We start from the raw sequence: 14,699 nt of genomic DNA on the forward strand, positions 1-14,699 counted from the left end.
TTGGCCGATGTTTCACGAAATTGTTCCACGTTTCACGTTAACCCGAAGAACTCCCGGATGAGCGTCAGGATCGCCGCCGGCCCGTGGCCGCGCGGGTGCTCGCTGCCCTCGCGCTGCAGGCGCGCCTGCATCTCCTCGATCTGGCGCAGGCGTTCGGCGAGGATGTGCGACATCGCCTCGGCCAGTTCCGGACGCGCGTGGATGATGTCCTCGAAACCCGACTTGTCGAGCCGGTAGCACTCGACGTCGCTGCGCGCGACGACCGTGGTCGAGCGCGGTTCGCCGGTCATCAGCCCCATCTCCCCGAACACGGCACCGGCCGGAACGGTGCCGATCTGCCGCGGCTGCCCGTCGGGGCCTGCCCAGAGGATCGCGGCCTCGCCGCTGGCGACGATGTAGAGCCAGTGCGCGACAGCACCCTGGCGCGTCATCACGTCGCCGGCGGCGAAGGGCGCGTCGACCAGCCGTTCGGCGAGCGTGCGCCGTTCGCCGTCGGAGAGCGGCGCGAACAGCGGGATTCCCGCCAGGGCATGCAGGCGGCGTTCGAGCTCCTGCTGGCGCAGGCGTTCGCGGTAGGGTTCGCCCTCCTTGACCATGTGGATGAGCTGGTCGGGCAAGGCGATGCCCCAGCCGGAACGGGCCAGCGCGGCGAAGACATGGACGCGCACCGCCGAGTCGGTCGGATCGTCGTCGCGCGGGTCGAGCAGCCAGTAGCGCAGCGCGTAGCGCACCGATCCGGGCGTGAATTCCATCGCCACGCACGAGGGCGGCGGCGACTTGGCGACGTTGGCGATGGCGGCGTCGGCGATCGCCTGTTCGACGACCGCGATCACCCTGCCCGGCGGCGCCGCGTAGTCGACGTTGAACCAGACCCAGCGCCGCCAGCCTTCCTGGCCGTGCTCCGGGTCGAGCAGGACGAAGAACTTGCTCTTCATCAACTGGCTGTTGGGGACGACGACCTTCTCGCCGTTGCGCGTGACGATCGCCGTGTAGCGCCACTGGATCTCGACGACGCGCCCGGAGACGTCGTCGAAGCGCACCCAGTCGCCGATCTCCAGCGAGTTGTCGAGCTGCAGCGCGAGCCCGCCGAGGATGTTGCCGAGGGTATCCTGCATGGCGAAGGCGACCACCGCGGTGATCACCGCCGAGGTGGTCACCAGACCGGTCAGCTCGACACCGGCGTAGCCCAGGCGCACCATCGCCCAGACGAGGTAGCCGGCGATGACGACGATGTCCTCCAGGATGCGCGGCGCGCGAACGCGGATCGCCGGCAGCAGCACGCGGAAGAGCGCGAGTCCCGAGAGGCGGATCAGCACCAGTCCGAAGCCGAGCAAGGCCGCCTGATGCACGCCGCCGGCAATGACCACTTCACCGCGCGCGGCAAAGAGCGCCGCGGCGAGATCGAGCAGGAGCCAGAAGGCGAGGAAGAGCAGCGAGTGCTTGAGCGGCTGCCGGGTGCCGCCGAGCGCGCGGTAGAGCAGGGCCGAGAGCAGCAGGGCAGCGCCGAAGATGTACGGGCTCTCGTCGCGCCACAGGTGGGCGAAAACGGTTTCGATCATGATTTCCCCCGTCCGCAGTCGGCGCCGGGCAGCGGAGCGGCGGCAGCACGCCACCTGGCGCCCGGCCGGGCCCGGGCTTTTGCCGTATACTCGCGCATCTCCCGCCCCGCCAGGGATGGCCGTCCGGCGCACCGACTGGCACCGTTCCGCGAGGCTCCCTCACTGCACACGCGCGCATCCATCATGACCTCTTCTTCCTCGCCCGCCTCGCCAGCTCCCGGCACGCCGACCGCCTACACCTGGGCCGGTCGTTTCTCGGAACCGATGTCCGAACTCGTCAAACGCTACACCTCGTCGGTGGACTTTGACAAGCGCATGTGGCGGCAGGACATCCGCGGCTCGCTCGCGCACGCACGCATGCTGGCGAAGCAATCGATCATCGGCGCCGCCGACCTTGCCGACATCGAGCGCGGCATGGCGCAGATCGTCGAGGAAATCGAATCGGGACGCTTCGAATGGTCGCTCGACCTCGAGGACGTCCATCTCAACATCGAGAAGCGCCTGACCGCGCTCGTCGGCGACGCCGGCAAGCGCCTGCACACCGGCCGCTCGCGCAACGACCAGGTCGCCACCGACATCCGTCTCTGGCTGCGCGACGCGATCGACGAGATCCTCGTCCTGCTGCGCGACTTCCGCAACAACCTGCTCGACCTCGCCGAACGCGAGGCGGCGACGCCGATGCCCGGCTGCACCCACCTGCAGGTCGCGCAGCCGGTCACCTTCGGTCACCACCTGCTCGCCTACGTCGAGATGAGCGAGCGCGACGCCGGACGTTTCGCCGACTGCCGCCGCCGCCTGAACCGACTGCCGCTCGGCGCCGCCGCGCTCGCCGGCACCACCTACCCGATCGACCGCGAATTCGTCGCCGCCGAGCTCGGCTTCGACGGCGTCTGCGAGAACTCGCTCGACGCCGTCTCCGACCGCGACTTCGCGATCGAATTCTGCGCTGCCTGTTCGCTCTTGATGACGCACATCTCGCGCTTCTCCGAGGAGCTCGTGCTGTGGATGAACCCGCGCGTCGGCTACGTGCGCATCGCCGACCGCTTCTGCACCGGCAGCTCGATCATGCCGCAGAAGAAGAACCCGGACGTCCCCGAGCTCGCGCGCGGCAAGACCGGCCGCGTCTATGGCAGCCTGATGTCGCTCTTGACGCTGATGAAGGGCCAGCCGCTCGCCTACAACAAGGACAACCAGGAAGACAAGGAACCGCTGTTCGACGCCGCCGACACGGTGCGCGACACGCTCGCCATCTTCGCCGCGATGATCCCCGGCATCAGCGCGCGTCCCGAGAACATGCGCGCGGCGCTGCAGCAGGGCTTCGCCACCGCTACCGACCTCGCCGACTACCTGACCAAGAAAGGCCTGCCCTTCCGCGACGCGCACGAGGCGGTCGGCCTCGCCGTTCGCCGCGCCGAGGAACTCGGCGTCGACCTGCCGCAGCTGTCGCTCGCCGAGCTGCAGGCCTTCTCGCCGCTGATCGGCGAGGACGTGTTCGCGGTGCTCACCGTCGAGGGCTCGCTCGCCGCCCGCAACCACATCGGCGGAACGGCGCCGGCGCAGGTGAGCGCGGCGATCGCACGCGCGCGGGCGCGCGGCTGACGGTCATGGCGAGTCGTGCCAGCCCTGAGCATGAAAGGCAGCCATTCGCTGCCGTCATTGCGAGGCGCGTAGCGCCGTGGCAATCCAGTTCGTTCTTCTATTCAGCCCTACGCACTGGATCGCCACGCTCTTCGGGCTCGCGATGACGGGAGTGCTGATCGCGACGGCTTCGGCAGATCAGGGCGGCGGATGTTTCTCGAAATTGTTCCACGTTTCAGGTTAACGGGCACGAACGAGGCCGGGCACTGCGGCCTCGTGCGAGCATCGGCGATTCCGGCATCCGGGTGCCCGCCTTCCTGAAATCCTCCAGCTCACCGATGATGCAGCCCACCGACAGCCCGCAGGACATCCAGAAGAAAGTCGTCGTTGCCGCCTGTTTCGGCACTTTTCTCGAGTGGTACGACTTCCTCACCTTCGCCTCGCTGGCGATCTACTTCAGCGTCCTGTTCTTTCCGGGTGACGACCCGGTGGCGGCCCTGCTCGCCAGCCTGGCGACCTTCGGTATCGGCATGATCGTCCGCCCGCTCGGCGCCGCCGCGTTCGGTTCGCTCGGCGACCGTTATGGCCGACGCCGCATCTTCCTGGTGACGATCGTGCTGATGGGCGTGTCCACCGTCTGCGTCGGACTGCTGCCGACCTACGCGCAGGTCGGCCTGCTCGCCCCCTGCCTGCTGCTCGCGCTGCGCATTCTGCAGGGCTTCTCGGTTGGCGGCGAGATCGGCGGCGCCTCGGTCTACCTCACCGAACATGCGCCGACCGGCAAGCGCGGCCTGTACACCAGCGTCCTGCAACTGATGGGACCGCTGGGCATGATGGCATCGACGCTGCAAATCGTCGTCCTGCAGCATTTCCTCAGCGACGCCGACTTCAGGGACTGGGGCTGGCGCATTCCCTTCCTGGTTTCCGCCTTGTTGCTGGCCATCTCGATCAAGAGCCGGGTCAACCTGCATGAATCGCCCGTATTTCGCCATTTGAGCGAACAGAACGCGCTGGCGAAGACGCCCTTGCGCGAATGCTTTCGCGACCGGCAGACACTCGGGCGCATGGCGCTCCTGTTTTTCTGCCTTTCCGCCGGCGGTTCGCTGCTCTTCTTTTCAGCCCAGGTCTACACCACCGTCTTCCTGAAAACCGTGGTCAATCTTCCGGCCGCGCAGGCCAGCGGCCTGGTCACGATCGCCACGCTGGCGCTTTTTCCGGCCACGATATTCTGCGGCTGGCTGTCCGACCGCATCGGCCGCCGGCCCGTGCTGTTGGCCGGACTGATCATCGGCGCCATCAGCATCTTTCCGGTCTTCATGGGCCTGCTGCACTACGGCAGCCTGCCGACGCCGGATTCGACGATGATCGTGATCCTGCTGCTCGTCCTGGTCGTTCCGCTGGCCTGCATCACCGGGCCACAAACGGCAACCCTGCCGGAGCTGTTCCCGGCGCGGACCCGCTATACGGCCGTCGCCCTGCCGCACAACCTTTCGGCAGGCTGGATCGGCGGCATGTCGCCATTCATGGTGACCTGGCTGGGTGTGCAGTTCGGCAACCCGCTGGCCGGGCTGTGGTACCCGACCGCCCTGCTGATCCTGGCCTCGCTGATCGGCCTGTTCTTTCTTCCGGAAGTCCGCGACCGGAAGCTGCATGAGTAATCCGGGCCGTGGCTGCCGCAATCGCTCCCGCACCCGCACGGGTTCCAGAGCGGCTCCAGCGATCGACACCGCGATGGATCTGCTGGCACAACCCGTAATGTTGCAACCTGAAAAAAGCAGTTGGCCACGAAATGCACGAAAAAACGCGAAACCATTCATCGGGTTTGACGCTGAACGACCGCAACCCTATGTCTTGTTTCGTGGATTTCGTGGATGAAAAGAGGTGTCAAGGTTCAATGCGAGACCTGAGCCCTAGATTGCCGGCCGCGAAACGATGATGGATATCCTGGCCCTTGCGCTGATCTTCGGTGGCCTGCTGCTGGCGCTGATCAACTTCGCCATCCGGCTCGGCCTGCGCGCACCACGGCTGGTCGACCCGGCGACTCCGGCCGATCACGGACTCGCATTCAGCGAAGTGCGCATCGGCACGCAGCGCGGCCGGCGCCTGCGCGCCTGGTGGATTCCGCCGGCGGGAAAGCGCCCGCCCGGATCACCCGGATCGCCCGCGCCGGCGCTCGTGATCCTGCACGGCTGGGGTAGCAACGCCGCCAACATGCTGCCGCTGGCGCCAGCACTGCACCGCGCCGGCTACGGGCTGCTGCTGATCGAGGCGCGCAACCACGGTGCCAGCGACAGCGACACCTTTTCCTCGCTGCCGCGTTTCGCCGAGGACATGGAGAGCGCCCTGGATTGGTTGCGGCAGCGCGCCGACGTGGACGGCAGACGCATCGGCCTGATCGGACACTCGGTCGGCGCCGCAGCGGCGCTGCTGCTCGCCTCGCGCCGTGACGAGGTGGCCGCGGTGATCAGCATCGCCGCTTTCGCCCACCCGGAAACGGTGATGCGCCGCCTGCTCGCCTCCTGGCGGGTTCCGTTCATTCCCTTCGGCTGGTACGTGCTGCGCTACGTGCAGCACGTGATCGGCCACCGCTTCGCCGACATCGCTGCGCAGCATACGATCGGCAAGGTGGGCTGCCCGGTATTGCTGGTGCATGGCCTCGACGACGAGACCGTTCCGGCCGACGAGGCCCGGCTGATCCACGCCGGGCGTCGCGATGACTCGACGCAACTGCTGCTGATCGCCGGCAGTCACGATGCTTACGCCGAACTCGACCAGGGCATCGACGCGGCGCTCGCCTTCCTCGCCACGGCGATGCCGCCCAATCGAGCCGGCGCCGCGTCAGAACCTCACTTCTGAAGCGCGCTGTCGAGCAGTTGCTGCAGCTCGCCGGTCGTGTACATCTCGCGCATGATGTCGCTGCCGCCGATGAACTCGCCGTTCACGTAGAGCTGCGGAATCGTCGGCCAGTTGGCGAATTCCTTGATCCCCTGGCGGATTTCGGGCGAGGCGAGGACATTGACGCTGAAGAAGTCGTGCACGCCGCAATTCTGCAGGAGTTGCACCGCCATCGCCGAAAAACCGCATTGCGGCTGCAGCGGCGTACCCTTCATGTACAAGACCACCGGCGCACCGCTGACCTGCTCGCGAATCAGTTGCTGAACATCCATGAAAATCTCCTGAGGAAAGCAGTGAAAGAATACGGCATCGACAGACCGCGGCAGCTGCCCTGAAGTTCCGCTGCCGCCGCTCGCTCAGCCACCCGCCGCGTGCCAGCGACCGCCGCTGACGCGCTCGATCCCCGCCAGGTCGCGCCAGCTCGCGACCTCGACGAACCCCGCCGCAGCGAGCAGCGAACGCACCGCAGCGGCCTGGTCGTAGCCGTGTTCGAGCAGCAGCCAGCCACCGGGCACGAGATGCGCCGGCGCCTCCTGCACGATCGCACGCAGGCAGGAAAGGCCATCACCGCCGTCGCTCAATGCCTCCTGCGGCTCGAAGGGCAGGCCGTCCTGCGCCAGATGCGGATCGCCGGCGGCGACGTAGGGCGGGTTGGAGACGACGATGTCGAAGCGCGTGGCGACGCCGGTAGCCAGGCCCGGGGTGTGCACGCCCGTAGCGGCGAGCGGCGCGAACCAGTCGCCCTGATGGAAGACGACGTCGACACCGTGACGGAGGGCGTTGGCCCGGGCGACCGCGAGCGCAGCCGGCGACCGCTCGACCGCCTCGACCCGTGCGCCCGGCGCCAGCGAGGCGGCCAGCGAAACCGCGATCGCCCCCGAACCGGTGCCGAGGTCGAGCAGGCGCGGCGTCATTCCCGCCGCCTGCAGCGCGCGCGCACGCGCCAGCGCCAGCTCGACGATCAGCTCGGTATCCGGACGCGGGATGAGCACGGCCGGGGAAACGCCGAAGTCGAGGCCGTAGAAGCCGGTGCAGCCGGTGAGGTAGGCGAGCGGCTCGCCGGCGGCGCGACGTTCGACCAGCGCCGCCAGTCGCCTTGCCGCGTCGGCGGCAAGCGCACGCTCGGGGCTGGCGATCAGCTCGGCGTGCGTGCAGCCGGCCACGTGCTCGACCAGCAGGCGAGCATCGAGCCGGTCGATGCGGCGCATGGCCAGGCACCAGGCCGCGCCGATGCTCGTCGGCAAGGTTTCCCCCGCCGCGGCAGCCTCACTCACCCCGCTCGCCTTGCCGCTCATCGCGGACTTACTCGCCGCCCTCGGCGAGTTGCGCGAGCAGTTCGGCCTGCCGTTCGGCGGCCAGCGCGTCGACCAGTTCGTCGATGTCGCCGTCCATGATCGAGTCGATCTTGTACAGCGTCAGGTTGATGCGGTGGTCGGTGACGCGCCCCTGCGGGAAGTTGTAGGTGCGGATGCGCTCGGAACGGTCGCCGCTGCCGATCAGGCTCTTGCGGGTCGAGGCGATCTGCGCGTTCTGCTCGCGTTCCTGCGCGTCCTTGATGCGCGCGGCGAGCACCGACAGCGCCTGCGCCTTGTTCTTGTGCTGCGAGCGATCGTCCTGGCACTCGACGACGATCCCGGTCGGCAGGTGGGTGACGCGCACCGCCGAATCGGTCTTGTTGATGTGCTGGCCGCCAGCACCCGACGCGCGGAAGGTGTCGATGCGCAGGTCGGCGGGGTTGAGCACCACCTCGGCGAGGTCGTCGGCCTCCGGCATCACGGCGACGGTGCAGGCCGAGGTGTGGATGCGCCCCTGCGCCTCGGTCGCCGGGACGCGCTGCACGCGGTGGCCGCCCGACTCGAACTTGAGCCTGGCGTAGGCACCGCTGCCGACGACGCGGGCGATGATCTCCTTGTAACCACCGAGTTCGGAGGGATTGGCCGAGACGATCTCGACCTGCCAGCGGCGGCGCTCGGCGTAGCGCGAGTACATGCGGAAGAGGTCGCCGGCGAACAGCGCCGACTCGTCGCCGCCGGTGCCGGCGCGCACCTCGAGGAACAGGTTGCGGTCGTCGTCCGGGTCCTTCGGCAGCAGCAGGGTCTGCAACTCGGTTTCGAGCGCCGGCAGACGCGCACGCGCATCGTCGATCTCGGCCTCGGCGAGTTCCTTCATCTCGGGATCGGCGAGCATCTCCTGCGCGTGCGCGAGATCTTCCTGGCACTGCCGCCAATCCTGGTAGCGCGCGACCACCGGGCCGATCTCGGCATGCTCGCGCGTGAGCTTGCGGTACTCGTCCATGTTGCGCGTCGCCTCGCCGCTCGCCAGCACGCGGTCGAGTTCTTCCAGCCGACCGCAAAGGCGCTCGAGTTTATCGACGATGCTCTGTTTCATGGGGAAGGCTGACGGAGTGAAGGTTTGGAATCAGTGCGCGCCGCCGGCGCGGGGCAGGCAGGACGTCGACCGGAGGGACTCCGACCGGGAATGCCCGGTCGGCAGCTAGCGCAGGCGCCACCCCGGCCGCGCGGACGGCAGGCAGCGGCGCCGACGGTCAGCGGCAGCTAATCGTGCGTGTGCAGATGGAAGAGGCGGGCGACCATCGCATTCATTTCGGCGCGCTCGTCCTCGGCCGACTGATTGAGCGTCTGCGTCGGCGCATGCAGGAACTTGTTCATCAGCCGCATCGACAACTGTTCGAGGACGCGCTGCGGGTCGTCGCCCTTGGCCAGCAGCTTGTGCGCGTGCTCGATCTCGTGCCGGCGCGTGCGCTCGGCGGCGTCGCGCAGCGAGCGGATCAGCGGCACCGTGTCACGCGTGGACATCCACTGCAGGAAGCTGTCGACGCGCTGGGCGATGATCGTCTCGGCCTCGACCACCGCCGCCTTGCGCGATTCGAGACCGGCCTGCACCACCTGTGCCAGGTCATCGACCGTGTACAGGAAGACGTCGTCGAGTTCGCCGACCTCGATCTCGATGTCGCGCGGAACGGCGAGGTCGATCATGAAGATCGGGCGGTGGCGACGCGCCTTGACCGCGCGCTCGACCATGCCGAGACCGATGATCGGCAGCGGCGAACCGGTGCACGAGACGATGATGTCGAACTGCGCCAGACGATCGGCGATCTCGTCGAGGCGGATGGCGGTGCCGCCGAAACGCTCGGCCAGCGCCCGACCGCGCTCGACGGTGCGGTTGGCGACGACGATCTGCTTCGGCTTTTCGGCGCCGAAGTAGGTCGTGCACAACTCGATCATCTCGCCGGCACCGATGAACAGGATGCGCTGCTCGTCGATGCGCTCGAAGATGCGCTCGGCCAGATGCACGGCGGCAGCGGCCATCGAGACGATGTTGGCACCGATCGCGGTGGTCGAGCGCACTTCCTTGGCCACCGCGAACGAACGCTGGAAGAGCTTGTGCAGCGTCGTCCCGAGCGTTCCCGCCTCTTCGGCGACGCGCACCGCGTCCTTCATCTGCCCGAGGATCTGCGGCTCGCCGATGACCATCGAGTCGAGGCCGCTGGCGACGCGGAAGGCGTGGCGAACGGCGTCGCGCTCGGGGTAGGTGAACAGGTAGGGATTGATGTCCTGACGGCCGATGCGGTGATACTCGGCGAGCCAGTCGGCCGCGGCTTCGGGCGCGTCGGTCGCGCAGTAGAGCTCGGTGCGGTTGCAGGTGGACAGGATCGCCGCCTCGCGCACGGGTTTAGCGCGCGTGAGGTCAGCCAATGCCTGATGCAACTTCTCGGCGTTGAACGCCACCTGCTCGCGGACCGACAGAGGAGCCGTGTGGTGATTGATGCCGAACGTAAAAAGCGCCATGGGGGAGACCATCGGAGCAAACCGGACGCGGATTATAGCACCGCGACCGGAAAGGGAGTCACACGCTTGCGCATGCCATGCAGCAGCGCGTCGCTCAGATGCCCGAACCGAACTCCTCGCCTGCGGGCTCGGCAGCGAACACGCGCACCTGCCGCGGCCGCAGCCAGACCTGGTCGCCGCGGCTCAGGCCCAGCGCGTTGGCGCGCTCGCGCGTCAGCTCGACCTCGATCAGCTCGCTGCCGTGCGCGAGTTCGACGCGCACCGATGGTCCGATCGCATGCACTTCCTGCACGCGCGCCGCCAGCGAACCGGCCTGCTCGAAGCGCTCGATGTCGATGTCGTGCGGACGGATGAAGGCCAGCGCCTCGCCGGCATGGGCGCCTTCGGGCAAGCGGTTGATTTCCGCCCAGGCGCCGTGCAGGCGGCTGTGGAAGACGTTCACGTCGCCGAGGAAGCGATAGACGAAGGGGCTCGCCGGGCGCGAATAGACCTCGTCGGGCGTGCCGATCTGCTCGATGCGCCCCTGGTTCATCACCACCACGCGGTCGGCGACTTCGAGCGCCTCCTCCTGGTCGTGCGTGACGAAGACGCTGGAGATATGCACCTCGTCGTGCAGGCGCCTGAGCCAGCGGCGCAGTTCCTTGCGCACGCGCGTATCGAGCGCGCCGAAGGGTTCGTCGAGCAGCAGCACCTTCGGCTCGACGGCGAGCGCGCGCGCCAGCGCGATGCGTTGCCGCTGGCCGCCGGAGAGCTGCGAGGGATAGCGCTCGGCGAGCCAGTCGAGCTGCACGAGCTTGAGGAGGTCGGTGACACGGCGGCGGATCTCGGCCTCGGACGGACGCTCGTGGCGCGGCTTGACGCGCAGGCCGAAGGCGACGTTCTCGAACACCGTCATGTGGCGGAACAGCGCGTAGTGCTGGAAGACGAAACCGACCTTGCGCTCGCGCACGTGCAGATGCGTCGCTTCCTCGCCCTCGAACAGCACCTGCCCATGATCGGGCGATTCCATGCCGGCGATGATGCGCAGCAGCGTCGTCTTGCCGCAGCCCGAGGGGCCGAGCAGCGCGACGAGCTCGCCGCTGGGGATATCGAGGTCGATATTGTCGAGGGCGACGAAGTTGCCGAAGCGTTTGCCGATGCCGCGAATTTCTATGCTCATGGTCGTTCTGTCGGTAAGGGTCGGGGCGCCTGGACTCAGGCTGCCGGGGAGGCAGCGCCGCCCTCCGGCGAGAGGCTCGCTTCAAGCATCGCCGTCTCGCGGCGCATGCGCCACTCGACGATGGTCTTGGCGATCAGCGTCACCAGCGCCAGGAGCGCCAGCACCGAAGCCGCGGCGAAGGCGCCGACCTGGTTGTACTCGTTGTAGAGGATCTCGACGTGCAGGGGCAGCGTGTTGGTCTCGCCGCGGATGTGCCCGGAGACCACCGAGACCGCGCCGAACTCGCCCATCGCGCGCGCGTTGGCGAGGATGACGCCGTAGAGCAGGCCCCACTTGATGTTCGGCAGGGTCACCCGCCACAGCATCTGCCAGCCGGAAGCGCCGAGCGAAACGGCGGCCTCCTCCTCCTCGCGCCCCTGCGCCTGCATCAGCGGGATCAGCTCGCGCGCGACGAAGGGGAAGGTCACGAACAGGGTCGCCAGCACGATGCCGGGGACGGCGAAGATGATGCGGATGTCGTGCGCCGACAGCCAGGCGCCGAACAGTCCCTGCGACCCGAACAGCAGCACGAAGACAAGGCCGGCGACCACCGGCGAGACCGCGAAGGGCAGGTCGATCAGGGTGATCAGCGCGCTCTTGCCACGGAACTCGAAGCGCGCGATCGCCCAGGCGGCGGCAACGCCGAAGGCGACGTTGAGCGGCAGCGCGATCAGCGCGACGAGCACGGTCAGCCAGATCGCCGAACGCGCCTCGGGATCGGCGAGCGCATCGAGGTAGGCGGGAATACCGGCGGCTAGGGCCTCGACGAAGACCGCGACCAGCGGCAGCGCGAGGAAGAAACCGAGGAAGACGAGCGCGACCGCGGTCAGCGTGAAGCGCACCCAGCGCGGCTCGGCGATGGAAGGACGAGGACTGCTCATCGGCGGGCTCCCGCTGCACTGTGACGATTGGCCATCCGCCACTGCAAGGCGTTGACCGCGAGCAGCAGCGCGAAGGAGATCACCAGCATGACCACCGCCAGCGCGGTGGCGCCGACGATGTCGTACTGCTCTAGTTTGGCGACGATCAAAAGCGGCGTGATTTCGGAGATGAAGGGCATGTTGCCGGCGATGAAGATGACCGAACCGTATTCGCCGATCGCGCGCGAGAAGGCGAGCGTGAAACCGGTGATCAGCGCCGGCAGGATCGCCGGCAGCAGCACGAGGCGGAAGGTCTGCCAGCGGCTGGCGCCGAGCACGGCTGCCGCCTCCTCGATCTCGGGCTCGATGTCCTCGATCACCGGCTGCAGCGTGCGCACGACGAAGGGCAGGCTGATGAAGGTGAGCGCGACGACGATGCCGACCGGGGTGAACGCGACCTTGAAACCGAGCGGCTCCAGGTGCCGGCCGATCCAGCCGTTGCCGGCGTAGAGGGTGGCCAGCGTGATGCCGGCGACCGCGGTCGGCAGCGCGAAGGGCAGATCGACCAGCGCGTCGACGAAGCGCTTGCCCGGAAACGTGTAGCGCACCAGCACCCAGGCGGTGAGCAGGCCGAAGGCGGCGTTGATCAGCGCGGCGATCAGCGCCGAACCGAAGGTCACGCGCAGCGAGGCGAGTGCGCGCTCGCCGGTGGCGATGTCCCAGAACTGCGCCGCCGACAGCTCGGCCGACTTGAACACCAGCGCCGCCAGCGGCAAGAGCACGATCAGCGACAGATAGAGCAGCGTGTAGCCGAGCCCAAGTCTGAAGCCGGGAAGGACGTTGCGGGCCATCGACGCTTACTTCTGCTGGTAGACCTGGTCGAAGCTGCCGCCGTCGCGGAAGTGCGCAGCGTATGCCTTGCCCCAGCCACCGAAGACTTCATCGACGCTGAAGGTACGCACCGTCGGGAACTGCGCCGAATACTTCTTCAGCACCTCGGCGTCACGCGGACGCAGGTAGTTCTGCGCGGCGTTCTCCTGCCCTTCCTTCGACCACAGGTAGTCGAGGTAGGCCTGCGCCTGCTTGCGTGTCCCCTTCTTGTCGACGACGCGTTCGACCACCGCCACCGGGAACTCGGCGAGGATCGACTGCGACGGATAGACCACCTCGAAGTCGCCGCGGCCGAATTCACGCGCGATCAGCTCGGCCTCGCTCTCGAAGGAAATCAACACGTCGCCGATGCGGCGCTGCAGGAAGGTGGTCGTCGCGTCGCGGCCGCCGGCGGCGAACAGCGGCGCGTTCTTCAGGACGCGGCCGACGAAGTCCTGCGCGGTCTTCTCGTTGCCGCCGGGCTGGCGCAGCGCATAACCCCAGGCGGCCAGATAGGCATAGCGGCCGTTACCGCTGGTCTTCGGATGCGCGAGCACCACCTGCACACCGGGTTTGACGAGGTCGCCCCAGTCGTGGATCGCTTTCGGGTTCCCCTTGCGCACGATCAGCACCATGGTCGAGGTGTAGGGCGAGGCGTTATTCGGGAATTTCTTCGCGTAGTCGCGCGCAACCAAGCCCTTGTCGGCGAGGAAATCGACATCGGAGGCCTGATTCATGGTCACCACGTCGGCTTCGAGCCCGTCGGCGACGGCACGCACCTGTTTCGACGAACCGCCGTGCGACTGCTTGATGTCGACGGTCTCGCCGCTCTTCGCCTTCCAGTGCTTCTGGAAGAGCGGGTTGTAATCCTTGTAGAAATCGCGCGCGACGTCGTAGGAAGCGTTGAGGAGCACGCTGTCGGCAGCCGCCGGCAGCGCGGCGAGCAGGCCGGAGAGCAGGGCGGCAATGGCGAAGGGACGGAACGAGCGGGACATGGCAAAACCCTCGAAAACGGCGAGGGGCCCACTATACGGAGGCCTTCTAGACCGACAAAGTCTTTCGAATTATTTCCTTATCGCTCTTTCGCATAAGGAGACACCCCTGGCCCGGCGCGCGCAGCGCCGGACAGGCTCCCGGCATGCAGGCGCGATTGATCGCGCGGCCCGGCGGCGGTAAATTAGCCGGCCGATCGTTTCCCTGCCGTCGAGAGCAACGCTCATGCATCGAAAAGTCACCGCCAGGCTGAAAGAGGGCCGCTATTACGAGGCGATCGAGGCGGCGCGCAGCTGGATCGAGTGCACCAGCTACCCGCAGATCGCCGAAGAGCTGGCGTGCCTGCGCGAGGACGAACGCGCGCCGCTGGTGACGCTGCTGCGCGACGTGCTGCTGCTCGGCGGACCGCTCGGCGGACCGCTGTGGGGCGCGCCGGTGCTGCTGCACTACAGCGCGCCCGGACGCAGCGAAGTGCTGCTCGCCCCTCCCGAAGCACCGCCGGCCGACGTGGTGCGCGCCGGCTGGCTACCGGCGACGCTGCTCGGCAGCGACGAGCCGCTCGGCTTCGCCTGCAAGCCGACCAGCCTGATGCTGGCGACGGGCGAGATGAGCGCGGCAGTGCTGGTCCTGCAGACCGAGGATACCGAGGTGCCCGAACTCGACGACGGCCACCTCGCCGACGTCGTCTCCCCGGCCCAAGGTGAACGCGTCGTCCTCTGCGGGCGCTTCGTCCTGCCGTGGATCGAGGCGCTGGAGGCCGCCCGCGTCATGCTGCACGAACTCCGCCGCATCGGCGCGGCGATGGGCGGGCCGCGCACGGGCGAGGCGCAGTCGATCTTCCTGCTGCCGCGCACCGAAGCCTGGGCGATCGAGGCGGCCCAGGAGTTCGCGCGCATCGTGCGCACGCAGGCCGCGGACGCAGCCGAGCCCTGAAACC

Annotated in this window: 13 protein-coding genes; 4 read left to right on the top strand and 9 right to left on the bottom strand. The window is 67.9% G+C overall.

Annotated elements, in window-relative coordinates:
* Positions 1 to 32 precede the first annotated feature (32 nt).
* On the bottom strand, positions 33 to 1,559 hold the full coding sequence (locus tag CCR84_RS13015) for a mechanosensitive ion channel family protein (RefSeq protein ID WP_201213050.1): 1,527 nt from the start codon (positions 1,557 to 1,559) through the stop codon (positions 33 to 35).
* A gap of 183 nt (positions 1,560 to 1,742) precedes the next feature.
* On the opposite strand from CCR84_RS13015, the gene argH reads away from it, so the two are divergent.
* The 3 genes from argH (at position 1,743) to CCR84_RS13030 (ending at position 5,993) form a co-directional block, all read left to right on the top strand.
* Complete coding sequence (argH, locus tag CCR84_RS13020) at positions 1,743 to 3,158, top strand: argininosuccinate lyase (protein WP_201213052.1); 1,416 nt, start codon at positions 1,743 to 1,745, stop codon at positions 3,156 to 3,158.
* A gap of 320 nt (positions 3,159 to 3,478) precedes the next feature.
* A complete protein-coding gene (locus CCR84_RS13025) occupies positions 3,479 to 4,795 on the top strand; it encodes an MFS transporter (RefSeq protein ID WP_420825399.1) in 1,317 nt (438 codons plus the stop codon).
* Between the two features lie 277 nt (positions 4,796 to 5,072).
* Positions 5,073 to 5,993: an alpha/beta hydrolase gene (locus tag CCR84_RS13030; RefSeq protein WP_242508720.1), complete on the top strand. Its 921-nt coding sequence runs from the start codon at positions 5,073 to 5,075 to the stop codon at positions 5,991 to 5,993.
* On the opposite strand, the gene grxD is transcribed toward CCR84_RS13030, so the two are convergent.
* From grxD to CCR84_RS13070, 8 genes are all read right to left on the bottom strand, one after another.
* Complete coding sequence (gene grxD / locus CCR84_RS13035) at positions 5,984 to 6,304, bottom strand: Grx4 family monothiol glutaredoxin (protein ID WP_201213058.1); 321 nt, start codon at positions 6,302 to 6,304, stop codon at positions 5,984 to 5,986. The two genes, CCR84_RS13030 and grxD, sit on opposite strands and share 10 nt — an antisense overlap.
* A gap of 84 nt (positions 6,305 to 6,388) precedes the next feature.
* A complete protein-coding gene (prmC, locus tag CCR84_RS13040) occupies positions 6,389 to 7,327 on the bottom strand; it encodes a peptide chain release factor N(5)-glutamine methyltransferase (protein WP_420825397.1) in 939 nt (312 codons plus the stop codon).
* A gap of 7 nt (positions 7,328 to 7,334) precedes the next feature.
* Positions 7,335 to 8,420 (bottom strand): peptide chain release factor 1, encoded by a 1,086-nt coding sequence (gene prfA, locus CCR84_RS13045; RefSeq protein ID WP_201213065.1) that lies wholly within the window; start codon positions 8,418 to 8,420, stop codon positions 7,335 to 7,337.
* A gap of 167 nt (positions 8,421 to 8,587) precedes the next feature.
* Entirely contained in the window at positions 8,588 to 9,841 is a 1,254-nt protein-coding gene (gene hemA, locus CCR84_RS13050; RefSeq protein ID WP_201213067.1) for a glutamyl-tRNA reductase, read from the bottom strand.
* Between the two features lie 94 nt (positions 9,842 to 9,935).
* Positions 9,936 to 11,000, bottom strand: coding sequence for a sulfate/molybdate ABC transporter ATP-binding protein (locus CCR84_RS13055; RefSeq protein WP_201213068.1), 1,065 nt, complete (start codon positions 10,998 to 11,000; stop codon positions 9,936 to 9,938).
* A 35-nt stretch (positions 11,001 to 11,035) separates the two neighbouring features.
* A complete protein-coding gene (gene cysW / locus CCR84_RS13060) occupies positions 11,036 to 11,920 on the bottom strand; it encodes a sulfate ABC transporter permease subunit CysW (RefSeq protein ID WP_201213070.1) in 885 nt (294 codons plus the stop codon).
* Positions 11,917 to 12,750 carry a sulfate ABC transporter permease subunit CysT gene (cysT, locus tag CCR84_RS13065; RefSeq protein WP_201213071.1) on the bottom strand — a complete coding sequence of 278 codons (834 nt, stop codon included), beginning with the start codon at positions 12,748 to 12,750 and terminating at the stop codon, positions 11,917 to 11,919. Before cysT ends, cysW begins: the two co-directional genes overlap by 4 nt.
* Positions 12,751 to 12,756: 6 nt before the next feature.
* Positions 12,757 to 13,764: a sulfate ABC transporter substrate-binding protein gene (locus CCR84_RS13070; RefSeq protein ID WP_201213073.1), complete on the bottom strand. Its 1,008-nt coding sequence runs from the start codon at positions 13,762 to 13,764 to the stop codon at positions 12,757 to 12,759.
* A 223-nt stretch (positions 13,765 to 13,987) separates the two neighbouring features.
* Here CCR84_RS13070 and CCR84_RS13075 point away from each other — a divergent pair, with 223 nt between their 5' ends.
* The gene (locus CCR84_RS13075) at positions 13,988 to 14,695 is read left to right on the top strand and encodes a hypothetical protein (RefSeq protein WP_201213075.1); all 708 of its coding nucleotides are present in this window, start codon (positions 13,988 to 13,990) and stop codon (positions 14,693 to 14,695) included.
* Positions 14,696 to 14,699: the final 4 nt, after the last annotated feature.

This window comes from Rhodocyclus purpureus (assembly GCF_016653115.1).
GTDB classification, from domain to species: Bacteria; Pseudomonadota; Gammaproteobacteria; order Burkholderiales; family Rhodocyclaceae; genus Rhodocyclus; species Rhodocyclus purpureus.